At 74.8% G+C, this 24,431-nt stretch carries 22 protein-coding genes and 1 pseudogene; 17 read left to right on the forward strand and 6 right to left on the reverse strand.

Annotated elements, in window-relative coordinates:
• Positions 1–23: 23 nt before the first annotated feature.
• The gene (locus tag ABD324_RS03785) at positions 24–383 is read right to left on the reverse strand and encodes a VOC family protein (protein WP_344412363.1); all 360 of its coding nucleotides are present in this window, start codon (positions 381–383) and stop codon (positions 24–26) included.
• Positions 384–495: 112 nt separating this feature from the next.
• On the opposite strand from ABD324_RS03785, the gene ABD324_RS03790 reads away from it, so the two are divergent.
• A complete protein-coding gene (locus tag ABD324_RS03790; RefSeq protein WP_344412365.1) occupies positions 496–1,134 on the forward strand; it encodes an alpha/beta hydrolase in 639 nt (212 codons plus the stop codon).
• On the opposite strand, the gene fdhD is transcribed toward ABD324_RS03790, so the two are convergent.
• Positions 1,104–1,925 (reverse strand): formate dehydrogenase accessory sulfurtransferase FdhD, encoded by an 822-nt coding sequence (gene fdhD, locus ABD324_RS03795; RefSeq protein WP_344412368.1) that lies wholly within the window; start codon positions 1,923–1,925, stop codon positions 1,104–1,106. The two genes, ABD324_RS03790 and fdhD, sit on opposite strands and share 31 nt — an antisense overlap.
• A gap of 81 nt (positions 1,926–2,006) precedes the next feature.
• Between fdhD and ABD324_RS03800 the strand changes: the two genes are divergently transcribed.
• Positions 2,007–2,801, forward strand: a complete 795-nt coding sequence (locus ABD324_RS03800; RefSeq protein WP_344412370.1) for a siderophore-interacting protein — start codon at positions 2,007–2,009, stop codon at positions 2,799–2,801.
• Positions 2,802–2,850: 49 nt separating this feature from the next.
• Here ABD324_RS03800 and ABD324_RS03805 read toward each other — a convergent pair whose 3' ends face one another.
• Positions 2,851–4,419, reverse strand: coding sequence for a bifunctional phosphatase PAP2/diacylglycerol kinase family protein (locus ABD324_RS03805; protein WP_344412372.1), 1,569 nt, complete (start codon positions 4,417–4,419; stop codon positions 2,851–2,853).
• A gap of 42 nt (positions 4,420–4,461) precedes the next feature.
• On the opposite strand from ABD324_RS03805, the gene pafA reads away from it, so the two are divergent.
• Positions 4,462–5,823 carry a Pup--protein ligase gene (gene pafA, locus ABD324_RS03810; RefSeq protein WP_344412374.1) on the forward strand — a complete coding sequence of 454 codons (1,362 nt, stop codon included), beginning with the start codon at positions 4,462–4,464 and terminating at the stop codon, positions 5,821–5,823.
• Between the two features lie 90 nt (positions 5,824–5,913).
• On the opposite strand, the gene ABD324_RS03815 is transcribed toward pafA, so the two are convergent.
• On the reverse strand, positions 5,914–6,198 hold the full coding sequence (locus tag ABD324_RS03815; protein WP_425565724.1) for a hypothetical protein: 285 nt from the start codon (positions 6,196–6,198) through the stop codon (positions 5,914–5,916).
• A 148-nt stretch (positions 6,199–6,346) separates the two neighbouring features.
• On the opposite strand from ABD324_RS03815, the gene ABD324_RS03820 reads away from it, so the two are divergent.
• From ABD324_RS03820 to ABD324_RS03855, 8 genes are all read left to right on the forward strand, one after another.
• Entirely contained in the window at positions 6,347–7,339 is a 993-nt protein-coding gene (locus tag ABD324_RS03820) for a helix-turn-helix transcriptional regulator (protein WP_344412376.1), read from the forward strand.
• A 73-nt stretch (positions 7,340–7,412) separates the two neighbouring features.
• On the forward strand, positions 7,413–8,378 hold the full coding sequence (locus ABD324_RS03825) for a helix-turn-helix transcriptional regulator (protein WP_344412378.1): 966 nt from the start codon (positions 7,413–7,415) through the stop codon (positions 8,376–8,378).
• A complete protein-coding gene (locus tag ABD324_RS03830; RefSeq protein WP_344412380.1) occupies positions 8,378–8,593 on the forward strand; it encodes a hypothetical protein in 216 nt (71 codons plus the stop codon). Before ABD324_RS03825 ends, ABD324_RS03830 begins: the two co-directional genes overlap by 1 nt.
• 62 nt (positions 8,594–8,655) lie before the next feature.
• Complete coding sequence (gene tatA, locus ABD324_RS03835) at positions 8,656–8,934, forward strand: Sec-independent protein translocase subunit TatA (protein WP_344412382.1); 279 nt, start codon at positions 8,656–8,658, stop codon at positions 8,932–8,934.
• 56 nt (positions 8,935–8,990) lie between these two features.
• On the forward strand, positions 8,991–9,920 hold the full coding sequence (gene tatC / locus ABD324_RS03840; protein ID WP_344412384.1) for a twin-arginine translocase subunit TatC: 930 nt from the start codon (positions 8,991–8,993) through the stop codon (positions 9,918–9,920).
• A 59-nt stretch (positions 9,921–9,979) separates the two neighbouring features.
• The gene (locus tag ABD324_RS03845; protein ID WP_344412386.1) at positions 9,980–12,766 is read left to right on the forward strand and encodes a DEAD/DEAH box helicase; all 2,787 of its coding nucleotides are present in this window, start codon (positions 9,980–9,982) and stop codon (positions 12,764–12,766) included.
• Between the two features lie 381 nt (positions 12,767–13,147).
• Positions 13,148–14,095 (forward strand): DUF4333 domain-containing protein, encoded by a 948-nt coding sequence (locus ABD324_RS03850; RefSeq protein WP_344412388.1) that lies wholly within the window; start codon positions 13,148–13,150, stop codon positions 14,093–14,095.
• A 243-nt stretch (positions 14,096–14,338) separates the two neighbouring features.
• Positions 14,339–15,631: a GNAT family N-acetyltransferase gene (locus ABD324_RS03855; RefSeq protein WP_344412390.1), complete on the forward strand. Its 1,293-nt coding sequence runs from the start codon at positions 14,339–14,341 to the stop codon at positions 15,629–15,631.
• Positions 15,632–15,826: 195 nt separating this feature from the next.
• Here the strand turns inward: ABD324_RS03855 and ABD324_RS03860 are convergent, their stop codons facing one another.
• The gene (locus ABD324_RS03860; protein WP_344413389.1) at positions 15,827–16,777 is read right to left on the reverse strand and encodes a 5'-3' exonuclease; all 951 of its coding nucleotides are present in this window, start codon (positions 16,775–16,777) and stop codon (positions 15,827–15,829) included.
• Positions 16,778–16,871: 94 nt separating this feature from the next.
• Here ABD324_RS03860 and ABD324_RS03865 point away from each other — a divergent pair, with 94 nt between their 5' ends.
• Entirely contained in the window at positions 16,872–17,999 is a 1,128-nt protein-coding gene (locus tag ABD324_RS03865; protein ID WP_344412392.1) for a M24 family metallopeptidase, read from the forward strand.
• 5 nt (positions 18,000–18,004) lie between these two features.
• Here ABD324_RS03865 and ABD324_RS03870 read toward each other — a convergent pair whose 3' ends face one another.
• Positions 18,005–19,033 (reverse strand): GDSL-type esterase/lipase family protein, encoded by a 1,029-nt coding sequence (locus ABD324_RS03870; protein WP_344412394.1) that lies wholly within the window; start codon positions 19,031–19,033, stop codon positions 18,005–18,007.
• A gap of 304 nt (positions 19,034–19,337) precedes the next feature.
• Here ABD324_RS03870 and ABD324_RS03875 point away from each other — a divergent pair, with 304 nt between their 5' ends.
• The 5 genes and pseudogenes from ABD324_RS03875 to ABD324_RS03895 form a co-directional block, all read left to right on the forward strand.
• A complete protein-coding gene (locus ABD324_RS03875) occupies positions 19,338–19,526 on the forward strand; it encodes a PspC domain-containing protein (protein ID WP_344412396.1) in 189 nt (62 codons plus the stop codon).
• A complete protein-coding gene (locus tag ABD324_RS03880; protein WP_344412398.1) occupies positions 19,496–20,956 on the forward strand; it encodes an amidohydrolase in 1,461 nt (486 codons plus the stop codon). The genes ABD324_RS03875 and ABD324_RS03880 overlap by 31 nt, the downstream gene beginning before the upstream one ends.
• A gap of 185 nt (positions 20,957–21,141) precedes the next feature.
• On the forward strand, positions 21,142–21,945 hold the full coding sequence (locus tag ABD324_RS03885; protein ID WP_344412400.1) for a PIG-L deacetylase family protein: 804 nt from the start codon (positions 21,142–21,144) through the stop codon (positions 21,943–21,945).
• 44 nt (positions 21,946–21,989) lie between these two features.
• Positions 21,990–23,648, forward strand: coding sequence for an apolipoprotein N-acyltransferase (gene lnt / locus ABD324_RS03890; RefSeq protein WP_344412402.1), 1,659 nt, complete (start codon positions 21,990–21,992; stop codon positions 23,646–23,648).
• Positions 23,641–24,378 (forward strand): annotated as a pseudogene (locus ABD324_RS03895) (polyprenol monophosphomannose synthase); the annotation flags it as partial. The gene lnt and the pseudogene ABD324_RS03895, both read left to right, overlap by 8 nt.
• Between the last annotated feature and the right edge of the window lie 53 nt (positions 24,379–24,431).

The raw sequence follows: 24,431 nt of genomic DNA on the forward strand, positions 1-24,431 counted from the left end.
GTGCGGAGTGGTGTGCCGGGGTGTCAGTAGGTGCGGAGCTCGACCCCGTTGCCGTCGGGGTCGCGGAGGTAGATGCCGCGGCCCTGGCCTCTCGCGCCGAAGAGCGACGTGGGCGCGGGTGCGTGGTGCTGCTCGGCGAGGGCTTCCAGGTCCACGCCGGTGACCACCAGGGCGACGTGGTTCATGTTCTCGCCGGTGCGCTCGCCGCGCTGGACGTCGATGATCGTGCTGTCCGAGACGCGGAGCGACGCGAACGGGACCTCGTCGCGCCGCCACTCCTCCAGCCGCACCGGCTCGAGGCCGAGGGTCTCGCGGTACCAGGCGATCAGGCGCTCGGGATCGGCGCTGACCAGCACGATGTGATCCAGTCCGGTGACCTGCATGTGCGCAGTCTGGCCCGCTCCCGCGCCGCACGCACCCGGTTGGGTGCTCCTGCGCATGCCGGACCTGTGTGAGAGCACGGCTTCGGTGATCACGGCTGGCTAGGGTGGGTTCGTGCAGGTGATCTCGGCGGACGGGACGGCGCTCGACGCGGAGCTGGCGCTCCCGGAGGAGCCGCGCGGGGGCCTGGTGTTCTGCCATCCGCACCCTCACCACGGCGGCTCGATGCACACGCCGGTGGTCGAGGCGCTGTTCGAGGGCCTGCCCGCCCACGGGATCGCGGTGCTGCGCTTCGACTTCCGCGGCGTCGGCCGCAGCGGGGGCACGCACACGGGCGGGGATCGCGAACGGGAGGACGCCGCGGCGGCGGTCGCGGCGCTGGCGGAGGCGCTCGGAGGTGCGCAGGCTCTCGCCGGCAGCACTGGGGGCGGCCTGCCGATCCTTCTCGGGGGCTGGTCCTTCGGGGCGGACGTGGCGCTCTCCACCGCCCCGGAGGGGATCGCCGGCTGGTTCGCCGTCGCCCCGCCCCTGCGGTTCGCCCTCTCCCCGCACGGGACCGATCCGCGGGCGAAGGTGCTGATGGCGGGGGAGCGGGACCGGGTCGCGCCGCCCGACCACGTCCGGGAGGCCACCGCCGGCTGGGCCGCGACGACCGTGGAGACGGTGCCCGGCGCGGACCACCTGTTCCTGCCCCAGCGCGGCCTGCTGGTCGAGCGCGCCGCTCAGATGCTCACGCGCTCCGGGTGCGTGTAGACGTTCCCCGCACCCTCGCGCAGGAACCCGATGAGGGTGAGGCCCGCCTCGTCGGCCAGCTCGACGGCCAGTGACGACGGCGCGGACACCGCCGCGAGCACCGGCACCCCGGCCATCACGGCCTTCTGCACCAGCTCGAACGACGCCCGTCCGGACACCTGCAGCACCGTGCCGGCCGCCGGGACCCGCCCGCCCAGCAGCGCGTGCCCGAGCACCTTGTCCACGGCGTTGTGCCGCCCGACGTCCTCACGGACGACGATCGGGGTCCCGTCGGCCTCGAACAGGCCCGCGGCGTGCAGGCCGCCCGTGGCGGCGAAGACCTTCTGGGCCTCGCGCAGCCGCCCCGGGAGGGTGCGCAGGACCTCCCACGCCACCGGGTCGCCGGACGGGGCGAACCGGGACTTGAGCCTCACGGCGTCGAGCGAGGCCTTGCCGCACACGCCACACGAGGACGTCGTGTAGAAGTTCCGCTCCAGGGAGACGTCCGGCGGCTCGACGCCTTGCGCGAGGCCGACGTCGAGGACGTTGTAGGTGTTGCGACCCTCGGCGTCCACGGAGTCGCAGTACCGGGCCGTGGCCAGGTCGCTCGCGGCCCCGATCACACCCTCGGTGAGCAGGAAGCCGTGGGCGAGCTCGACGTCGTGCCCGGGGGTCCGCATGGTGACGCTCAGCGGCCGGCCGTCGATCCGCAGCTCCAGGGGCTCCTCGACGGCCAGCGAGTCCGGGCGGCGGCGGGCGGTGCCGTCCGCCGCGATCCGCAGCACCGGCCGTCGTGCGGTGAGCCGTCCCATCCGTCGAGCGTACGGAACCGGGCGTCGCGGCGGAGAGTTGGTTAGCCTGGCCTTGTTTTTACGATCCGGGAGGAGACACACGTGACGTTGCTCGAGGTGACCGCCGCGGACCGGCTCTCGCCGAGCCTGGTGCGGATCCGGCTGCGGGGTGCGGTGGAGTCGCTCGGGGTCCCCGACGAGGCCTGCGTGCTGGAGTTCCCGGAACCGGGCTCGCGGGAGCCGGTGGAGGGCAGCGGCCGCTGGTACAGCGTGCGGCGGGTCGACGCCGAGGGGCTGACCGTGGACATCGTGACCCATCCCGGCGGTACCGGCGGGGAGTGGGCGGCCGTGGCGAGGGTGGGGGACCGGTTGCGCCGGACCGAGCACGCCAACAGCTGGTACCGGCGTCCCGAGGAGGCCGGGTGGCAGGTGCTGGCCGGGGATGTCACCGCGCTGCCGGCGATCGGCCGGATCGTGGAGGAGACCGCCGGGCGGCTACGCACGATCGTCCATCTGGAGGTGCCGGATCCGGCGGACGCGCAGGACCTGGCGGGCGCGGAGGTCACCTGGCACCACACCCCGGACCTGGGCGCGGGCAGCCGGATCGGCGAGATCGTGGGCGCCGTCGCGCTGCCCGAGGGCCCGGGGTACGTCTACGTGGCGGGGGAGGCCGCGGCCACCCGCGAGGCCCGGCGTGCGCTCCGGGAGGCGGGCCTGCCGCGGGGGACCTACGGGGTGATCGGCTACTGGCGGGCGCAGCAGGAGACCTGGGTCGAGAAGCTCGACGCGTCCGGCGTGGACATGGTGGCGATCCACCAGCGGGCGGTGGCCGAGGGGCGGGACGAGGAGGAGGTCCGCGCCCTCTACGACCAGGGTCTGGCCGAGGCGGGCCTCTGATCGGTGCAGGCGCGGTGGAGCGACCGCCGGTGGGTACCACCGGGCACCGTCAGCCCTGGAACGGCCGGTCCCGCCCCGTCCACCGCTCCTCGTCCCGCCGGTAGATCGGGATCGGGTTCTTCGCGACGCGGAAGGTGTACCGGCCGGCCTCCTCGACCACCTCGCCGTCCGTGGCCAGCATGCTCGGCACGGCCAGCTCGACGTCGAGCTCCGCGACCTCCCGCTGCGTGTAGACGCGGCTGTGCCCCAGCGCCCCCAGGATCAGTGCCAGCACCACGCGCAGTCGGGAGAACCTGACGTCGGCGCGCAGCCACCGGACGTCCAGGAGCCCGGAGTCGAGGGTGGGCCGCCAGGCGGGGACCATGCCGCGGGGGTGGTACGGCCCGTTGCCCACGAAGAGGAACCAGACGAGGTGCCACTCGTCCTCGACCTTCACCCGGACCTTCTCGGAGCGGTGCAGCACCGTGACCAGCGCCGCGGCGAACGCCGGCCACTTGCCCCAGCGCGGCTGCCACTTCTCGCGCAGCCGCACGAGCTCCGGGTACGAGCCGATGCTCGCCGTGTTGAGGAAGTACCGGGTGCGGATGACCTCGGGATCCTCCGGGTCCGTGCCGACTCCCCGGTGGGCCTCGACGAGCGCCAGGTCGACCGCGACGGCCTCGCCGGCCTGCGTGGCGTCGACGGCCTCCTGCAGGTCGTAGACGCCGACGTCCCGCGCGAAGTGGTTGAGCGTGCCGGCGGGCACCACGACCAGCGGCAGGCGGTGGGAGTCCGCGACGGCGGCCGCGGCGGCCACCGTCCCGTCCCCGCCGGCCACGCCGATGGCCTTGGTGTCCGGGCCGATCGCCTCCTCCAGCTGGTCGTCGACCCGGGTGTCCTCCTGGACCCGCAGCACCCGGGCGGCGGGCAGGGCCGCGGCGACCTCGTCGCTGACGTCGTAGTCCGGCGGTCCCGAGTACGGGTTGCAGACGATCACGAGCCCCTCGCCGCGCGGCAGCTCGGGCACGGTGTCCATCGGCCGGGCCCGCGCCTCGTCCTCCTTGCGGACCGGCCACCAGCGCTGGGTGGCGACGGCGATCCCGGTGCCCACCGCCGCGCCGGCGAGGACGTCCGACGCCCAGTGCACCCCGACGTGGACCCGGGAGTACGCGACGGCCGCGGCCAGCGGGATGACGGCCGGGGCGACCTTGGGGTTCTCCAGCACGACGGCCGTGGCGAACGCCGCGGCGGAGGCGGCGTGCCCGCTCGGGAAGGAGGACGACGTGGGCGGGTCGGAGATGGTGCGGTAGGCCGGGAGCTCGGCGGCGGCGGGCCGGCGGCGGGGGAGCAGCGGCTTGAGGATCCCGTTGGCCACGGCGCTGGACAGCGCGATCGCGAGCAGCCCGCGCGCGGCGGCCTTCCGGCCCGCGCCGCGCCGGATCGCCAGGACACCCGCCACCACCACCCAGAGCGCGCTGTGGTCCGCGGAGCGGGTCAGCCGGCAGATCGCGGTGTCGAGCGGACTCTGCGGACGTGCGGAGATGGCCGCCGTGATGGCCCGGTCGGTGTCGGACACGGCGACGAGACCGCGGTCGACCCTGCGGGACTTCACGGCGACGCGCCGGAACCAGTCGCTCACAGGCGTGACCCTAAAGGGCCTCCTGCGCTTACGCTGGAGGACATGCAGCGACGGATCTTCGGGGTCGAGACCGAGTTCGGGGTCACGTGCACCTTCCACGGCCAGCGTCGCCTGTCGCCGGACGAGGTGGCGCGGTACCTGTTCCGGCGTGTCGTGTCGTGGGGACGGTCGTCGAACGTCTTCCTGCGCAACGGCGCCCGGCTGTACCTGGACGTCGGGTCCCACCCCGAGTACGCCACCGCGGAATGCGACTCGCTGGGCCAGCTCGTGGCCCACGACAAGGCGGGCGAGCGGATCCTCGAGGACCTCCTGGTCGACGCCGAGCGCCGGCTCGTCGACGAGGGCATCGGCGGGGACATCTACCTGTTCAAGAACAACACCGACTCGGCGGGCAACTCCTACGGCTGCCACGAGAACTACCTGGTGGCGCGGCAGGGCGAGTTCGCCCGGATCGCGGACGTGCTGCTGCCGTTCCTGGTCACCCGCCAGCTGATCTGCGGCGCCGGCAAGGTCCTGCAGACCCCGCGGGGCGCCGTGTACTGCCTCTCGCAGCGCGCCGAGCACATCTGGGAGGGCGTCTCCAGCGCCACCACCCGCTCGCGCCCGATCATCAACACCCGGGACGAGCCGCACGCGGACGCCGAGCGCTACCGCCGCCTGCACGTGATCGTCGGCGACTCGAACATGTCCGAGACCACCACGCTGCTCAAGGTCGGGGCCACGCACCTCGTCCTGGAGATGATCGAGGCCGGCGTCCAGTTCCGGGACTTCACCCTGGACAACCCGATCCGCGCCATCCGCGAGATCAGCCACGACCTCACCGGCCGGCGCACCGTGCGCCTGGCGGGCGGGCGCGAGGCGAGCGCCCTGGACATCCAGCGCGAGTACCACTCCCGCGCCGTGGAGCACCTGGCCCAGCGGGGCAGCGAGGACCGCTCGCTGGAGAAGGTCGTGGAGCTGTGGGGCCGCACGCTCGACGCCGTGGAGAGCCAGAACCTCTCGATGATCGACCGTGAGGTGGACTGGGCGATCAAGCACCGGCTCGTCGAGCGCTACCGCGCCAAGCACGACCTGGACCTGTCCAGCGCGCGCGTCGCCCAGCTGGACCTCGCCTACCACGACATCCGCCGCGGTCGCGGGCTCTTCGACCTGCTGCAGCGCAAGGGGCTCGTCGAGCGGGTGACCGACGACGGCGAGATCGAGGTCGCGAAGGACACCCCGCCGCAGACCACCCGGGCCAAGCTCCGCGGCGACTTCATCGCCGCCGCCCAGGCCGCCGGCCGGGACTTCACGGTCGACTGGGTGCACCTCAAGCTCAACGACCAGGCCCAGCGCACCGTGCTGTGCAAGGACCCCTTCCGCTCGGTCGACGAGCGGGTCGACCGGCTGATCCAGTCCCTGTGACCCGTGAGTGGCGATGGTCGCCCTGGCGACCATCGCCACTCACGAGGTGGTCCGGACGGTTCCCGAGGCGGCCCGTGCCCCGGGAACAGGTCACTCGATGCCCGGCATCATCCGCTTCCTGAGCTCCTCGAGCTCGTTCTGCACGGGCCGGGCGGCCGGGCCGGCGTGGTCGGGTGCGGGCTCGATGCCGAGCGCCCGCAGCAGGTCCTCGGCGGCCTTCCTGGGATCACCGGACTCGCCGAGGACCGGGTGCAGGTCCGCGTCCGCCAGGTGGTTGAAGACGAGGTTCACCACGGACCACGGGTTGAACGTCTCCGCCTGGTCCGCCATGTCGTGGGCCTCCCCGTCAGTGGTGTGCTCGGTGGTGCGCGTCACAGCACGAGCCTTCAGCGGGATGATCGGCCGGTCAAGGTCGCCGGGTGTCGCTTCCTGAGACACCCCGGTCCCGGGGCCCGCGGGACGCGGCGTGCCGAGTTTCCCCGGTTGCCCGCGGCGTTCGAACGGTTGGTCGTATGCTGCGCGCGTGTCCTCCGCCCGCGCCGAGCGCCTGGTGAACCTGGTGCTCTGCCTGCTCTCGACGCGGCAGTTCCTCACGGCGGAGCGGATCCGCGGCATCGTGCCCGGGTACGCGGACGCCACGAGCGACGACTCGTTCTTCCGTATGTTCGAACGGGACAAGACCGAGCTGCGCGAGCTCGGCGTCCCCCTCGAGACGGGCCGGACCTCGGCGTTCGACACCGTTGAGGGGTACCGGATCGCCCGGGGCGACTACGAGCTCGGCGAGATCGACCTCGACGCCGAGGAGGCGGCCGCCGTCGCCCTCGCGGGTTCGCTGTGGGACTCCCCGGAGCTGTCCGGAGCCGCCCACGGTGCCCTGCGCAAGCTGCGCGCCGCCGGCGTCGAGGTGGACGAGACGCGCGGGTCGGTGCAGCCGCGGGTGCGCTCGGCCGAGCCGGCGTTCGCGCCGCTGCTCGCGGCCGTCCAGGCCGGTCAGGCGGTCACCTTCGACCACCGGCGCGGCGGGCCGACCGGCGAGATCGTGCGGCGCAGCGTCGAGCCCTGGGGTGTCGTGTCCTGGCGCGGGCGCTGGTACCTCGTGGGACACGACCGGGACCGGGCGGACGTCCGTTCCTTCCGGCTCTCCCGGATCCTCGAACCGGTGAAGACGCTCGGCGATCCCGGCGAGGTCGTCGTGCCGCCGGGGACGGACCTGATGGCGTCGATCCGGCGCAACTTCGACGTCGGCCCGGTCACCGGCACGGCCCGGGTATGGGTGGCCGAGGGGCACGCGCACGGGCTGCGCCGGCTGGGGACGGTCGTGGGTCCCCGGGAGCACGCCGGCCGGCCCGGGGAGGAGCTCGAGATCGAGCTGCGGAGCGAGCGGACGGTCGCGCGCTGGCTCGCCGGGGCGGGTGCGGACGTCGTGGTGCTCTCCCCGCCGGCGCTGGTGGAGCACGTGCGGAGGTTGTGGGAAGGGGCGCTCGCCGCCCACCTGTCCGCGGAGCGTGTCCGGTGAGCGAGCTTTCAACGCAGCGCATCCGCGCTGTGTCGGATCCTTCCGGGCCGACCGGGCGAAGCGAGGGCGTGCGGTGAGCGGCGTGACGGACCGGCTGCCGCGGCTGCTGTCCCTGGTGCCCTACCTGCTCGCCCGCCCGGGCATCCCGATCGCCGAGGCGGCGGCGGACTTCGGCATCACCGCGCGCCAGCTGCGCCGCGATCTCGAGCTGCTGTGGATGTGCGGGCTGCCCGGCTACGGGCCCGGTGACCTGGTGGACCTCTCGTTCTCCGGGGACACCGTGACCGTCACCGAGGACGCCGGGATGCAGCGTCCCCTGCGGCTGACCACGGCCGAGGCCACGGCGCTGCTCGTCGCGCTGCGCACCCTCGGCGAGGCGCCCGGGGTGGTCGACACCGCGGCGGTCCGCCGCGCCACGGCCAAGATCGAACAGGCCGTGGGGGACGCCGGTATCCCGGCCGTCGCGGTCGACCTCACCCGCGAGGAGGAGGCCACCGCGGCCGCGCTGCGCGGCGCCCTGGAGCGGCGCCACGCGCTGCAGATCGTCTACTACACGGCCGGCCGGGACGCGGTGTCGCGCCGGACCGTCGACCCGATGCGGCTGCACCTCATCGAGGGCCGGGGCTACCTGGAGGCCTGGTGCCGGCGCGCCGAGGGCGTGCGGCTGTTCCGGCTGGACCGGATCGAGGAGGTCGCCGAGCTCGACGAACCGGCCGCGCCGCCCCCGGACGCCGAGCCCGCGGACGTCTCCGAGGGGGCGTTCTCCGCGAGCGAGGAACACCGGACGGCGGTCCTCGAGGTGGGGTCGGAGGCGCGCTGGATCGCCGAGTACTACCCGGTGGACGACGTGGTGGAGTACGCGGACGGGTCCGGTGCGGCCCGGGTGCTCATGCAGTACGCGGACCCGGCGTGGCTGGTCCGGCTGGTGCTGGGGCTGGGCGGCGGGGCCACGGTGCTGGAGCCGCCGGAGATGGTCGAGGCGGTGGCGGAGCGGGCCCGGGCGGCGCTCGCGGGAGCCGCCCCGCAGAGGGAGGCGTGATGGGTGGGTACTGGGTGCCGGTGCTGCTGGGGGCCCTGGGGATCGTGGCGCTGCTCGCGGTGGCGGTGATCAGCGCGGCGCACGTGCGGCGGCTGCAGCGGGTGATGGGTCGGGCGCAGCGCGGCACCGCCGCGGCGACGGTCCCGCTCCAGGTGGCTGCCGCCCGGCTGCGGTCCCGGCGGGGTGACACCGGAAGTTCACGGCCCGCGCCCTGACCGGGCGCGCATTACCGCACGTACTATCGTGACGCCAGACGTCGTCGGCGAAAGGACTGGTCATGCCGAACCTCGGCGGGTGGGAGATCGTCATCCTCGTGGTGGTGGTGCTCCTGCTGTTCGGCGCCAAGAAGCTGCCCGACATGGCGCGTTCGGTCGGCCAGTCCGCCCGGATCTTCAAGGGTGAGATGAAGGGCATGAAGGGCGACGGCAAGGACGCGGCCGCGCCGAAGTCGGACGCGCCGGTCGAGACTCCTCCGGTGCAGCTGCCGCCGGCCCAGGCCACGCCGGTCACGCCGCCGAGTCCGGTCGAGCAGCCCGCGGACCGCCGCGAGCAGTAGCGGCCGCCGTGGTCAAGCTCCCCGGCCGTCGACGGGCAAAGAGCCCGGACGGCACGATGCCGCTCGTCGAGCACCTGTACGAGCTGCGCAACCGGCTCGGGATCGCCCTGATCGCGATCGTGGTGACCACGATCGTCGGATACATCTGGTACGACGCGAACTTCTTCGGCGCCCCGTCCCTCGGCCAGCTGCTGAAGGAGCCGTACTGCTCGCTGCCCGCCTCGTCGCGGGCGGTGTTCACCGCGGACGGCTCCTGCACCTTCCTGGGTACCGGCCCCTTCGATCAGTTCACGCTGCGGCTCAAGGTCGGCGCCATCGCCGGCATCGTGCTGGCCTGCCCGGTGTGGCTGTACCAGATCTGGGCGTTCATCGTCCCCGGGCTGTACGCGAAGGAGCGCAAGTTCGCGCGGATCTTCGTGGGCAGCGCGGTCCTGCTGTTCGTCGGCGGCGCGGTGCTCGCCTACCTGGTCGTCTCCCAGGGGCTGGCCTTCCTGCTGACCATCGGCAGCGAGGTGCAGACCACCGCGCTGACCGGTGACAGCTACTTCGGGTTCTTCATCGGGCTGCTGCTGATCTTCGGGGTGAGCTTCGAGATCCCGCTGCTCGTCGTGATGCTCAACCGGGTCGGGATCCTGTCCTACGAGAAGCTGCGCCGGTGGCGACGCGGGCTCATCTTCGGGCTCTTCGTGTTCGCCGCGATCGCGACGCCCGGCCAGGACCCCATCTCGATGACGGCGCTGGCCGTCGCGCTCACGCTGCTGTTCGAGCTCGCGATCCAGATCTCGCGGGTGCACGACAAGCGCAAGGCCCTGCGCCGCACGGAGGAGGGCTGGGACACCTGGGACCCGGACGCACCCTCGCCGATCGACACCGCGCCCAGCCGCATCGAGCACCCGGAGGCGGTCAGCGGGCCGTCGCCGGTTCCCCCGGCGGCACCGGTCCACTCCGCCGAACCGAGCGCGCGGAACATCGACGACGTGACCTGAGCCGGCCCGGTTCGCGCGGCTGACGGGAAACTGTCGGTGCGGTGTGACAGCCTGGGTGGGTGGCCAGCAGTACACCGGCCCCTGCCGAGGCGTATGCCGCGGCCCGGGCCCGCGCCGCCCATCCGCGGCTGACCGAGTTCGCCGGCGCCCTGCCCTTCGGGCTGGACGACTTCCAGAGACAGGCGTGCGTCGCCCTGGACGAGGGCCACGGTGTCCTCGTGTGTGCGCCGACCGGCGCCGGGAAGACCGTGGTCGGCGAGTTCGCCGTGCACCTCGCGCTCGCCGAGGGGCGGAAGTGCTTCTACACGACGCCGATCAAGGCGTTGTCGAACCAGAAGTACGCCGACCTCGTCGAAAGGCACGGGGCGGGCGCCGTCGGCCTGCTCACCGGCGACAGCAGCATCAACGGGGACGCGCAGGTGGTCGTGATGACCACCGAGGTGCTCCGGAACATGATCTACGCCGAAGGGTCGCCTGCGGGCCCGGGCAGCGGCAGAGCCTCGCGGAACCTCGACGAGCTGGGCTACGTCGTGATGGACGAGGTGCACTACCTCGCGGACCGGTTCCGCGGCGCGGTGTGGGAGGAGGTCATCCTCCAGCTGCCCGCGCACGTCGCGATCGTCGGCCTGTCCGCCACGGTGAGCAACGCCGAGGAGTTCGGGGACTGGCTCGTCGCCGTCCGCGGGGACACCACGGTCGTCGTCGACGAGGTGCGGCCGGTGCCGCTGTGGCAGCACATGATGGTGGGCAACCGGATGTACGACCTGTTCGCCGAGCAGGCCGGCGAGCTGAAGGTCGATCCGGAGCTGTTGCGCCAGACCCGCGAGCTCACCCGTCAGGACCAGATGGCGGGCTGGGTCAACGGGCGGCGCGGTCGCGGCGCCCCACGCGGCAAGGGCGGCATCCGCCCGCCCTCGCGGGTCACGGTGATCGACCGGCTGGACCGCGCGGCGCTGCTCCCCGCGATCACGTTCGTGTTCAGCCGCGCGGGGTGCGACGCCGCCGTGGGGCAGTGCGTACGGGCCGGGCTGAAGCTCACCACCGACGCCGAGGTCACCGAGATCCGCCGGATCGTCGAGCGGCACACGGGCGACCTGCCCCAGGCCGACCTGGGCGTCCTCGGCTACTGGGAGTGGCGCGAGGCGCTGGAACGGGGTATCGCGGCGCACCACGCGGGAATGCTGCCCGCGTTCAAGGAGACGGTCGAGGAGCTGTTCGTCTCCGGGCTGGTGCGCTGCGTGTTCGCCACCGAGACGCTCGCGCTGGGCATCAACATGCCGGCGCGCACCGTCGTCCTGGAGCGGCTGGTCAAGTACAACGGCGAGGCGCACGTCGACCTCACGCCGGGGGAGTACACGCAGCTCACGGGTCGTGCCGGGCGGCGGGGTATCGACGTCGAGGGGCACGCCGTCGTCGTCTGGGCGCCGGGGGTGGATCCCGAGCAGGTGGCCGGGCTGGCGTCCACGCGCACGTACCCGCTGCGCAGCTCGTTCCACGCCGACTACAACATGACGATCAACCTCGTCGAGCGGCTCGGCGTCGAGCAGGGCCGGGAGCTGCTCGAGCAGTCCTTCGGGCAGTTCCAGGCGGACCGGTCGGTGGTCGGGCTGGCGCGGCGCATCGAGCGGAACAGCGAGGCGCTCGCCGGGTACGCCGAGTCGATGACCTGCCATCTCGGGGACTTCGCGGAGTACGCGCGGCTGCGCGCGCAGGTGACCGAGCGGGAGAAGACGCTGCGCCGGCAGGGCTCCTCCGAGCGGCGCACCGAGGTCGGCGAGTCCCTGGCCGCCCTGAAGGCCGGGGACGTCATCGCGGTGCCGGGCGGGAAGCGGGCCGGCCTCGCCGTGGTGCTCGAGGCCGCCCGGGACGCCGAGGATCCGCGGCCGCTCGTGCTCACCGAGGAGCGCTGGGCCGGCCGGTTGTCGTCGGCCGACTTCCCGGTCGCCGTCGAGACGCTGGGCCGGATGCGGCTGCCGCGCCACATGGACCACCGCACCCCCCGGGGCCGCCGGGACCTGGCGTCGTCGCTGCGCAACACGGGGATCGTCGCGCCCACGCCGCAGCGGCGGCGCAACCGCGGCGGGGCGGGGGAGGACGCCGAGATCGCGGCCCTGCGCCGCGCCCTGCGCTCGCACCCGTGCCACGGCTGCGACGACCGGGAGGCCCACGCCCGCTGGGCCGAGCGGCACGCGCGGCTGGAACGGGAGACCGAGCAGCTGCGGCAGAAGGTCCGGGCCACCACCCATTCGCTGGCCCGGGGGTTCGACCGGATCCGGGCGCTGCTCACCGAACGCGGCTACCTCTCCGGCTCGGGCGAGGACACCGAGGTCACGGAGCACGGTCGGCGGCTCGCCCGGATCTGGGGCGAGTCGGACCTCCTCGCGGCCGAGTGCCTGCGGCACGGGGTGTGGGAGGGGCTCGAACCCGACGAGCTGGCCGCCGTGGCGTCCGCGCTGGTGTACGAGTCGCGCCGGGACAACGCGCCGGTGCCCCGGCTGCCGCAGGGCGCGGTCACCGAGGCGCTGGCCGAGACCGTGCGGATCTGGTCGGAGCTGGAGCAGGACGAGCGCCGGCACCGGATCGACCGCACCCGCGAGCCGGACCTGGGCTTCGCCTGGCCGATCCACCGCTGGGCGCGCGGGGAGTCGCTCGCCCAGGTGCTCGAGGCGGCGGCCCGCAACGGCCAGGAGCTCTCCGCGGGGGACTTCGTCCGCTGGGCGCGTCAGGTGCTCGACCTGCTCGAACAGCTCGCGTCGGTCGCGGACCGGTCCACACCGGTCGGCCGCGCCGCGGCCAGGGCGGCCCGTGAGGTGCGGCGCGGGGTGGTGGCGGCCGGGATCGGGTGAGGCGCGCCCCCGGGCCCGACGGGCGGGCAGGGAGCCCGGTCGGGTCCGGGACCCGGTCGGGTCCGGGACCCGGTCCGTCCGGCTGCCGTGCCGTACGGGTGGGGCGGCCGGATCCGTCCGCGGGCGGCACTCGCGGCGAGCGTTGCTTGCGGAATGTGGCACATCGATGACGCTCGGTGAGCACCGCGCCCCGGCGGCGCGGAGGCGTCCCGGCGGGCGGGGCCATGTGCTTGGATCGTCCACCGGGCTCGCAGGAGCCCACCCGAGAAGGTCCCAGCAGGAGCGTGCGAGAGCATCCGACCCCGGTCGGCTCGCACGGTGAGCGAGAGCGAGGAGCGAGCCCGTACCCGGTGTGCCGGGCTCGCACAGCGAGGGAGTGTCATGACCAGCCCACAGGACCCCAACGGCCCGGGGGAGACGGACTGGGGCCGCCCGCCCGCCGGAGGCTGGGGCGCCCCCACCGACGCCCCCGCGGACCCGGCGGCGGGCACCGGTCCGGGCTCGTCCGTGCCGGAGCGGGACTGGGCGGACGCCGAGGCGGACCCGCCGACCCCCGCCTACGGCATCCCGGCCTCCCCGTCCGCCCCTGACGCCGGGGAGACCCAGGACACCGACCAGCTCGCCCGCCCGGGCGACGCTGACGGCGCGCGGGCCGACGAGGCCGAGTGGTTCGACAGCGCCCCGACCACGCAGACCGGGGCCTCAGCGGGCTCCTGGACGCCGGAGGCCGGCTCCGCGTCCCCGGCGGCCGCCGGCGGCTCCTGGGGCCGGCAGGGCGGCTCCTGGGAGACCGGCGCGGGCCAGGGCGGCTGGAGCGCCGAGCACGGGCGGGGCCCGGGTCAGGGACCCGACGTGACGTCCGGGGGCTGGAACGCCGGGCAGGGGTCCTGGAACCCCGACACCGGGGCCGCGGGGGCCGCCGGGGTCACTGCGGCCCTCGGGGTCGGTGCGGCGGGCGGGGTCGGTGCGGCGGGCGTCGAGGCCGCGCGCCGGGTCACGGGAGACGCCGGCGCCAAGGGCCGCGGCCGGCTGCTCGTGATCGGCGGGGCCGTGGTGGTCGTCGTGCTCGTGGTCCTGGCCGTGCTCGCCTTCTGGAAGCCGGGTTTCCTCCGCCCCACGGAGTTCGACCAGCAGGCCCTCCAGACCGGCGTGACGAAGATCCTCACCGACGACTACAAGCTCGGTGCCACCGACGTCCGCTGCCCGTCCGCGCAGAAGGTGTCCGCGGGCGCGACCTTCACCTGCTCCGCGACCGTCGACGGGGAGAACGTCCAGGTCCCGATCACGGTTCTGGACGACCAGGGCACCTACCAGGTCGGCCGCGTCTGAGCTCGCCCGGCTGAGCCGACCCGGCCCCGCGCATCGGCCGAGCCCCGAGCGCGGGGCCGTCGGACTCCGGGCCCGCCCGCGGTCGCGCAAGGTCCGGCGTCGCTGTCGGGCTTCGGGGCTGTCGGGCTGCGGGGATGTCGCGCTGCGGCGTTGTCGTGCTGGGGCGCCATCGGGGCTCGGTGGCAGGCGACCGGAGCGAATCGGGGTGACAGCCGGGGCGGGAGAGGGCGAAGATCGACCCTCGTGACCCGAGCCGATGCCGCCGCCGACCGGACCGACCCCGAGACCCGCACCGCGCCCTCCGGTTCCGCCGGTCCCGCGGTCCGTGTGCTCGACGGCGACGGGGTCCGCGTCGCGCACGGCCTGTTCGGCTCGGCCATCCACATGGGCGGGCCCGTCGACGACGAGCGCTGGGCCCGGACCGCGCCCTCCTACACGCCGGGCCGCACCTTCGGGGTCGACGACCCGGCTCCCGTCGGTGAGGCCCGCCTCGCGGGGAGCGCGACGAGCTTCGCGTCGGCGCTGACCGTGCCCGGTGGCGCCCGGATCCCGATGGCCGCGGTCACACGCGTCGGTGTGCGGGCCGACCGGACCCGGCGTGGTCTGCTCAGCGCGCTGATGACCGCCCAGCTGCGTGACAGCGCGGCCCGCGGGGAGATCGCGGCGAGCCTGCGCGCCACCGAGACCGCCATCTACGGCCGGTTCGGCTACGGCGTCGCCACCCGCGGCCGGGACCTGCGCGTGCCGTCCCGCACCCCGTTCCGCGCCGGTCCGTCCGAGGGCGGGGACGTCCGGATGGTGACGGGTGACGAGGCCCGCACCGTCCTGCCCGAGGTCTACGCCCGGGCGCAGGCGCGGATCCCGGTCCCGGGCGTGATCGAACGGGACGAGGTCTGGTGGGGCCTGAGCCTGGACCACCCCGGCCGTCCCGCCCCGGCCGTCGCCGTCCACCGCAGCCCCACCGGCCCGGACGACGGCTACGTCGTCTGGACCGTGACGCACGAGGGCCCGGGGTTCGCGGACAACGTCCTCGAGGTCCAGGACCTGCAGGCCACCACCCCGGCCGTCCTCGCGGCCCTGTGGCGGTTCGTGCTCGGCATCGACCTCGTCCGCGAGGTGAAGGCCCGGCTCCGGCCGATCGACGATCCCCTGGAGCTCTTCCTCACCGATCCCCGCGCCGCCCGCACCACCGGGATCGTCGACGAGACCTGGCTGCGGCTCCTCGACGTCCCCGCCGCACTCGCCGCCCGGGCCTGGGGCGACGCCGACCCGGTGCGGATCCGGGTGCACGACCGCCTGCTGCCCGGGAACGAGGGCGTCCACGTGATCGGCGGCTCCGACGCCGGGACGGCCGCGGAGGGCGAGGCCGACCTCGAATGCGACGTCGCCGCCCTCGCCATGGCCTACCTCGGCGACCGCCGCCCCTCCGAGCTCGTCGCGAGCGGCTGGTGGTCCGCCCACGATCCCGCCGCGGTCACCCGCGCGGACGTACTCTTCGCGACCCCCACCACCCCCTGGTCCGGCACCTTCTTCTGACCTCGCTCCTGCTGGCCCTCGGCGCGACCGACCCCCGGGCCGTCGGGTCGCTCGCACGCCGCTCCGGTGCACCGCACACCGGCCGGAGCGGGTGTGCCGACGCTCGACGCGGTGTGCCAGCGCTCGACGTGGTCTGTGCGGGCCGCGGGTGAGAGGGTCGCCGGTGCGAGAGCCGCGGGAGCCAGCCGGCCGCGGTCAGCCCTTCAGGGCTGCCGTGAGGCGGTCGACGGAGCTGCTGAGGCCCCAGCGCTCCGCCAGCGCGGCGAGGGCCTCGGGGTCCGCCGGCGCGGACGGCAGGATGTCGGGGCGCGAGAACTGGATCTCCGCGTCCTGCCGTACCCGGACCACCGGCTCGACCACGGCGAGGTAGTCCGCGGCCTTCGACAGCTTCGTGCGGGTGTTGCCGAGGCGCGTGTCCGACTGGTCGTCGACGGCGGCGAGCAGCTCGGCCCACGAGCCGAACCGCCCGACGAGCGTCGCGGCGGTCTTCGCCCCGACCCCCGGCACGCCGGGCAGCCCGTCCGAGGGGTCGCCGCGCAGCATCGCCATCTCCGCGTAGGCCTCGCCGGCCCGCGCGACCGGCACGCCGTACTTCTCGGCCACCTCGACCGGCCCCAGGTACTCCGCCTTCGCCAGCCCTCGGCCGACGTAGAGCAGCCGCACCGGCGTGGGCTCGTCCCGCACGATCTGCATGAGGTCCCGGTCCCCGGAGACCCCGACGACCGCGTCCGTGGCCTCCTGGTGCGCGAGCGTGCCGATCACGTCGTCCGCCTCGCAGCCCTCGGCCCCGCCGGTCGCGATGCCCGCCGCCTCCAGCACCTCGAGGATGATCGGGACCTGGGGCGCCAGGGTGTCCGGCACCTCCTCCGGGATCCCCGCGGGCGCGGTGTCCGGCCCCTTGCCGCCCGGCTCCGACCCGGCGATCCGGTGCGCCTTGTAGGAGGGCAGCGCGTCCACCCGGAATGCCGGCCGCCAGTCGAGGTCGAGGCAGGCGACCAGCCGCGCGGGCCGGTGCTCGGCCACCAGACGGGACACCATGTCGGTGAAGCCGCGCACGGCGTTCACCGGCGTGCCGTCCGGAGCCGTGATCGACTCGGGGACGCCGTAGTAGGCGCGGAAGTACATGCTCGCCGCGTCGAGCAACATGAGCGAGCCTGCGGGGACCTGCACCGGAGCCGTCACGAGGGGCAAGCATGCCAGCCCCGGCCGCGACACCGCGTGACCGCCCTAAGCTCGCGGCATGACCCACGCCGTCCCCACCGAGCTGCTCGCCGACCGGCTGCGCCGGGCCGGTGAGGTGGCCGCAGCCCAGGACGCCGACGTCCTGTTGATCACGCCGGGAACCGACCTGCGCTACCTGCTCGACCACTCCGGCGAGTCGCACGAACGCCTCACCTGCCTGGTGCTGCCCGCCGCGGGGCACCTCGCGCCGCCCGCACTCGTCGTCCCCCGCCTGGAGGCCCCCGGGTTCGCTGCGGACGTCCTCGAGTCCCTCGGTGTCGAGGTGATCACCTGGACGGACGGGGAGGACCCGTACCTGCTGGTCAGCGACCTGGCAGGCGGCCCGACCACGATGGCCGTGGCCGACGGCATGCCGGCGCGGCACGTGTTCGGGCTGCGGGACGCGTTCCCGGACATCCGCCAGACCCTCGCGGGCCCGATCGTCCGCGAGCTGCGGATGCGCAAGGACGCCGCGGAGATCGCCGAGCTGCGCGCCGCCGGCGCGGCGATCGACCGCGTGCACGCCCGGATGTGCGAGTTCCTCAAGCCGGGCCGGACCGAGGCCCGGGTCGGTGCGGACATCACCGCCGCGATCCTCGCCGAGGGGCACACCGAGGCCGCCTTCGTGATCGTCGGCTCTGGCCCGAACGGCGCCAGCCCCCACCACGACGTGTCCGACCGGGTGATCGAGGCGGGCGACGTCGTCGTGATCGACATCGGCGGCCCGCTGGCCAGCGGGTACAACTCCGACTGCACCCGGACCTACGCGGTGGGCGGCGAGCCCCCGGCGAGCGTGCGCGAGACGTACGCCGTGCTGCAGGAGGCGCAGGAGCGCTCGGTGCAGGCCGTGCGCCCGGGCGTGTCCGCGGAGTCGGTCGACCAGGCGGCGCGCGCGCCGATCACCGAGGCGGGGTTCGGCCCGCAGTTCGTGCACCGCACCGGCCACGGCATCGGCCTCGACGTGCACGAGGAGCCCTACATCGTCGGCGGCAACGGGCTCACCCTGGAGCCCGGGATGGCCTTCAGCGTGGAGCCCGGCATCTACCTCGACGGCGAGTGGGGCGCCCGGATCGAGGACATCGTGGTGGTGACCGAGAACGGTGCCGAGCGGCTGAACAACGGTCCGCGCGACCTGGTCGTCCTGTAGGACGTTCACGCGCGCACCTCCGCGTGCGCGCTCCCGTCCGGCTCCGGCACGCACGCCCCGCGCTGCGCGCCGGAACGGACGAACCCCGCCAGGCAGGCCCCGATCGCGGCGTGCCCGGCGGCGGTCGGGTGGAACGACTCCTGGAACACGTGCAGCGCCCGGGCGTCGAGCGTGCCCCGGACCAGGCTCCCGGGGTCGACGGTCAGGCGCCGCTGCCACTCGTCGCGCAGCGGGCCGGTGCACGCCTCGCGCCCTTCGGCGATCCGGGTGAGGTCGAGGAAGCGGGCCCCGACCCGGCCGGCAACCCGTTCGATCGCGGCGGCGAGCGGCGGGAACGCGACCGTGCGGGCCCAGCCGGCGTCCGGCCGGGAGTACGGGCAGCCCTGGAACGCGTGCCACAGCGGCATCGCCTCCGTACCGGGGGCGGCGTAGGAGAGCAGGACCAGCGCGTACCCGTCGTCGGGGTACCCGGCCTCCCGCATCGCCGCGCGGACGTCCCGCGCGGCGGCCTCCACCCGCGGCTCCATCGCGGCCAGCCGGTCTGCCCAGACCCGGCCGACGGTCTCGCGACAGGGCGGCCCGACCGGCTCGATGAAGGCCCGGATGCAGGCCACCGCCGTGCCGGACAGGTCGGGCTCGTCGTTGGCGCCGACCTGCAGGGTCACCACCGGCACCCGGTGCGAGCGCGCGACCTCGACGAGCCGGGCGGCCTGCGATCCCTCGGTGTGGTGCGCGGGCCCGCCGAACCCGACATGGGTGGACCCGGCACCCGAGCAGGCCAGGTCGATCCCGACGTCGGCCAGACCGGTCCGGTGCACGTACGCGGCCGGGGAGCGATGGCACCAGTCCCCTCCCTCGCCCCGCGTCCCCGGCAGGTAGTCGCCGGCGCCCTCGCCCGAGGCCGCACTGTCGCCCAGCGCCACGACCGCGCTCGGGAGGGGATCGGCAGCGGCCCACGAGGGCAGCCCCACGACCAGCACGGCAGCGGCCAGCGCAGTCAGGAGGAGGCGACGGGGGAGCGGGATGATCGGCACGGACCGGACGCTAGGCGCGACCACCGACAGCCGGCGGACCTTTCCCGTCCCCTGTGGACAACCTCGTCCGGCTCGGCCGGATGGCGGATCCCCGCCGGCCCGTCACCTCACCCGGAGGGACCAATTCCGCCGGACCCTGTGGACAACCCCCGCCCTCGCCCTCCGGCAGGCCCGAACCGTGCTATCAGGGGGAACCCCGGCCCCGGTCGGGGCGTTCACCGGATGTCCCGTCCCGCCGCCGCACGGCATCGTGGACGGTGCCGGTGGCGAACCCGCCACCGCCGACCGAAGGAGTCGTCCGACCATGGCTTCCAGCCTCACCCGCCCCCGCAACGGCACGGTCATCGCCGGGGTCTGCGCGGGGCTCGCCCGGCGCTTCGGCATGAGCCCGTTCCTGGTGCGCCTGCTGTTCCTGCTGTCCTGCCTGCTCCCGGGCCCGCAGTTCGTGATCTACATCGTGCTGTGGATCCTGATGCCGAAGGCCGACTACTGACCCGCACCCTCCTCGTCGGCGTCCGGCTGCCCGGAGCGACCGGGCCCGCCGCCGTCGAGCTCGACGGGCCGCTCGTCACCTGGACCGGTCCGGCCGACCGGGCGGCGGGCCGCCCGGCCGAGCGGGTCGAGGAGCTGCACGGCACGCTGCTGACCTCGCCGTTCGTCGACGCCCACGTGCACGCGACGGCGTCCGGGCTGTTGCTCACCGGCCTCGATCTCACCTCCTGCCGCAGCGGGCCCGACGTCCTCGACGCGGTGGTCGCGGCCCCGGGCGGGCTCGTCTGGGGCCACGGCTGGGAGGAGGACCGCTGGGCCGATCCCCGCCTGCCGGGGCGTGCGGCGCTCGACCGCGCATCCGCCGGGCGGCCCGTCTACCTGAGCCGGATCGACGTCCACTCCGCGCTGGTCTCGACCGCCCTCGTCGATCGTGCCCCGCAGGCCGTCGGGGCCCCGGGCTGGACGGCGGAGGGTTCGCTCACCGCCGATGCCCACCATCACGTGCGCCGGGCCGCGCTGGCCGCCCTGCCGACGGCCCAGCGGGACGCCGCGCAGCGGTCCTTCCTGGCCCATGCGGCCGGACGCGGCATCGGGGAGGTCCACGAGTGCGCGGGCCCCGAGATCTCCGGCGAGGCCGACCTGGCGGCCCTGCTGGCGTTCGACGGCGTGACCGGGTTCTGGGGGGAGGCGGTGGCCAGCCCCGAGGAGGCCCGCGAGCTCTGCGCCCGCACCGGCGCCCGCGGCCTGGCCGGTGACCTGTTCGTGGACGGCTCGCTCGGCTCGCGCACCGCGGCCCTGCACGCCCCCTACCGCGACGCGCCGGAGTGCACCGGCAACCGCTACCTCGACGATGCCGCCCTGGTCCGGCACGTCGTCGCCTGTACCCGGGCCGGGATCCCGGCCGGCTTCCACGTGATCGGCGACGCCGCGGTGGAGTCCGCCGTCGCGGCCTTCGAGGAGGCCGCCTCCCGCACCTCGCCCGACGCGGTGCGGGCCGCGCGGCACCGGCTCGAGCACCTGGAGATGGTCGATCCCGGGCAGGCCGCCCGCCTCGCCTCCCTCGGCGTGGTCGCGAGCGTCCAGCCCCTGTTCGACGCGGCCTGGGGCGGCCCGGACGGGATGTACGCCGCGAGGCTGGGGGAGGAGCGGGCGCTCGCGATGAACCCCTTCGCCGCGCTGCACGCCGCCGGGGTCGCCCTTGCGTTCGGGTCGGACAGCCCCGTGACCCCGGTCGACCCCTGGGCGACGATCAGGGCGGCGACCGCTCATCGCACGCCCGGATCGTCGGTCGACGAGGCCACGGCGCTCGCCGCCCACACCGGCGGCCGGCCGGTCCCGGTCGCCGGCGGCGCGGCCGGCTACGCCCTCTGGGACGGCGACCGCTGCCTGCGGACCGTGCGGGCCGGTCGGCTCCTCCACCAGGCGATGTGACGCTCGGGGGACCCGCTTCCGGCGCGATACCACCCTGTGGGATGCTTCCGCCCGTGACGGACCGGACCAGCCACCCCGCCGTGGGTCGCTGCTGTCCGGGGTGTTGTCGCTGCTGTAGCAGCTGACACCCCCGGCCCCGTCCACCTGCCGCGAGTCCGCGGCCCGCGCGTCTGCGAACCCCTCTCATGAACGCCTTCCCGGCACCCGTCGTCCCGTCCGCCGGTCTCGACCTGCACGGCCAGACCGTCGTGGCCCTCCACCCGCACCCGGACGACGAGGCGATCTTCACCGGCATCACGCTGCGCCGCCTGGCCGACGCGGGTGCCCGCACCGTCCTCGTCATGGCGACCGGCGGTGAGCTGGGCGGCTCCCGGGTCCCGCTGCGCACCGGCGAGACGGTCGGTCAGCGCCGGATCGCCGAGCTCGAGGAGGCCGCGGCCCTGCTCGGCGTCTCCCGGCTCGTGCTGCTGGGCCGGCGCGACTCCGGCCTGCCCGGCGGCCCCGACGGCAGCCACGCGCTGGCCCTGGCCACCGCGCAGCCCCTCGCACTGGCCGGCCGGGTCGCCGAGATCCTCGACGAGGAGGGCGCCGCCACCCTGCTGGCGGACGACGAGCAGGGCGTCTACGGGCACCCGGACCACCGGATGTCCGGGATCGTCGGCACCATCGCCGCCGAGCTGACCGGGGCGGACGCCTACCTCGCCACGGTCGACCGGACCGTCGGCGACGGCCACCTCGTGCACGGGGCCGCCCGCGCCGCGGCGGTGTCCTTCGGCCGGGCCGCCTCGGACATCTCGCTCGCCGTCGAGGGCGACGACCGGCTGCTCGCCGTGAAGCGCGCCGCGATCCTCGCCCACCGCAGCCAGGTCGACCCGGCCGCGCTCCCCGAGGCGGACTTCGCGGGGCACTACGGGCGCGAGTGGTTCCGCCACGCCTCCCCGGCCGCCGGGCCCGGGGTCCTCGACCTGCTCGGCGCCCGTCCCGCCTGAGTACGGCCGTCGGTTCCGTCGGTGCCTGGCCGTAGGCTCCAGCCGTGGCCGCGCCGACCCTCGATCCCGCCCCGGGAAGCCCTCCGTCCGAGCGCCCGCGCTCCGGCCGTGCCGTGGCCCTGCTGGCCCGGGCCGTGCCCGCGCTGGGCGCCGGGGTGGTCCTCTACCTGAGCTTCCCGCCGCGCGACCTGTGGTGGCTCGCCCCGTTCACGTTCGCCGCCCTCGGGCTGCTGCTGCGCGGGGTGCGCCTGCGCCGCGGGTTCCTGCTGGGCTTCCTGTTCGGGATGGGCTTCCTCGTCCCGCTGCTGAGCTGGACCGGCAGCTTCGTCGGCGCGCTGCCGTGGCTCGCACTGTGCGCCGTCGAGTCGCTCGCGTTCGGCGTGGCCGCCGCCGCGATGGCCGCAACGTCCACACTGCCCGCAGCGCCCGTCTGGGGCGCGGCGATCTGGGTCGGGGTCGAGGCGGTGCGCGGCCGCGTGCCGTTCGGCGGCTTCCCGTGGGGGCGGACGGGCTTCGGTCAGCCCGCGGGCCTGTTCCTGCCGACGGCGTCGCTCGGCGGCGTCCCGCTGCTCTCCTTCGTGGTGGTGCTGGCCGGGCTCGCGTTCGGAGAGCTGCTGCGCCGCCTCTACCGCCGCCGGATCCGCGCGGCCGTCGTGCCCGCCGTGCTGCTGGCCGTGGCGCTCCTGGTCGGGCCCGTGGCCACGCTGGTCCCACCGACCGTGAACGGGCCGGAGAAGCAGCTCACGGTCGCGGCCGTGCAGGGCAACGTCCCCCGCCTCGGCCTGGACTTCAACTCCCAGCGCCGCGCGGTGCTGGACAACCACGTCCGGGTCACCGAGCAGCTCGCCGCGGAGGTCGCCGCGGGCCGGCAGCGCCAGCCGGACGTCGTCGTGTGGCCCGAGAACTCCAGCGATATCGACCCCTTCCGCAACCCCGACGCGGCCGCGCAGATCAGCCGCGCCGCGGCGGCGATCAAGGCGCCGATCCTGGTCGGCTCGGTGCTCGTGAACGACAACGGCACCACGAGCAACTCGATCCTGGTGTGGGACCCGGTGGCGGGCCCCGTGGCCCGCAACGACAAGCGGCGCATCCAGCCCTTCGGCGAGTACATGCCGTGGCGCTCGTTCTTCCGGATCTTCTCCAGCTACGTCGACCGGGCCGGCAACTTCGTGCCCGGTCCGGGCCCCGGGGTGCTGCAGGCCGGCGGCGCCGACATCGGCATCGCCATCTGCTGGGAGATCGCCTTCGACGACCTGGTGGACGACAGCGTGTCGGCCGGGGCGACCATGCTGGCGGTGCCGAGCAACAACGCCACCTTCGGGCTCTCGGAGATGACCTACCAGCAGCTGGCGATGTCCCGGATCCGGGCCGTCGAGCACGATCGGCCGGTCGTCGTGGCGACCACCTCCGGGGTCAGCGCGACCATCACCCCGGACGGTGCCGTCACGGGCAGTACCGGCCAGTTCGTGCCCGGAGTGCTGGTCGCTGACGAGACGCTGGAGGACACCACTACTCTGGCCACGCGACTGCGGTCGATCCCCGAGTGGGTGTTGACCGCGGCAGGAGTGCTGGCGGTCGGTGCCGCGGTGCTCGCCGGGAGGCGACGCCGCAGGGCCGGTGACGAGCCGGCCGGCGCGAACGGTGCGGGGGCGGGGACCGGCGGGTCCGATGCCCCCGGGGCAGGAGAGGACTTCGATGGCTGAGCCCCCGGGACCGGTGCTGGTGGTGATCCCGACCTATCAGGAGCGGGAGAACATCGGGCCGGTCATCGCGCGGCTGCACGCAGCCGTCCCGGCGGCGGACGTCCTCGTCGTCGACGACGCGAGCCCGGACGGCACCGGTGAGGTCGCCGACGAGATGGCGGCCGCGGACCCCCGGGTCCGGGTGCTGCACCGCGAGGGCAAGAACGGGCTCGGCGCCGCCTACCTCGCCGGTTTCCGGCACGCACTCTCGGGCGAGCACCAGGTCGTCGTGGAGATGGACGCGGACGGCTCGCACTCCCCGGAGGACCTCCCGGCGCTGCTCGCGGCGCTCGACGAGGGTCCGGGCGCCGATCTGGTGCTGGGCTCGCGCTACACGCCCGGCGGCCGGGTGCAGGACTGGCCGATGCACCGCGAGTGGCTCTCCCGCGGTGCGAACGTCTACTCCCGCCTCGCGCTGGGCGTGCCGATCCGCGACATCACCGGCGGCTACCGCGCCTACCGGCGGCAGGTGCTCGAGGCCCTGGACCTGGACACGATCTCCTCGCAGGGCTACTGCTTCCAGGTCGACATGGCCTGGCGCGCGGTCAAGGCGGGGTTCCGGGTGCGCGAGGTGCCGATCACCTTCACCGACCGCGAGCTCGGCAGCTCGAAGATGTCGGGTGCCGTGGTCGCGGAGGCGCTGCTGCGGGTCACCGGCTGGGGCATCTCCCACCGGCTGCGCAGGTCCCGCGGCGCGGCCCCGGGCGCAACGGCCCCGAGCGGCACCGCCGTCTCCGGCACCGC

Origin of the sequence: Pseudonocardia ailaonensis (genome assembly GCF_039531635.1) — a bacterium.
Lineage (GTDB): Bacteria > Actinomycetota > Actinomycetes > Mycobacteriales > Pseudonocardiaceae > Pseudonocardia > Pseudonocardia ailaonensis.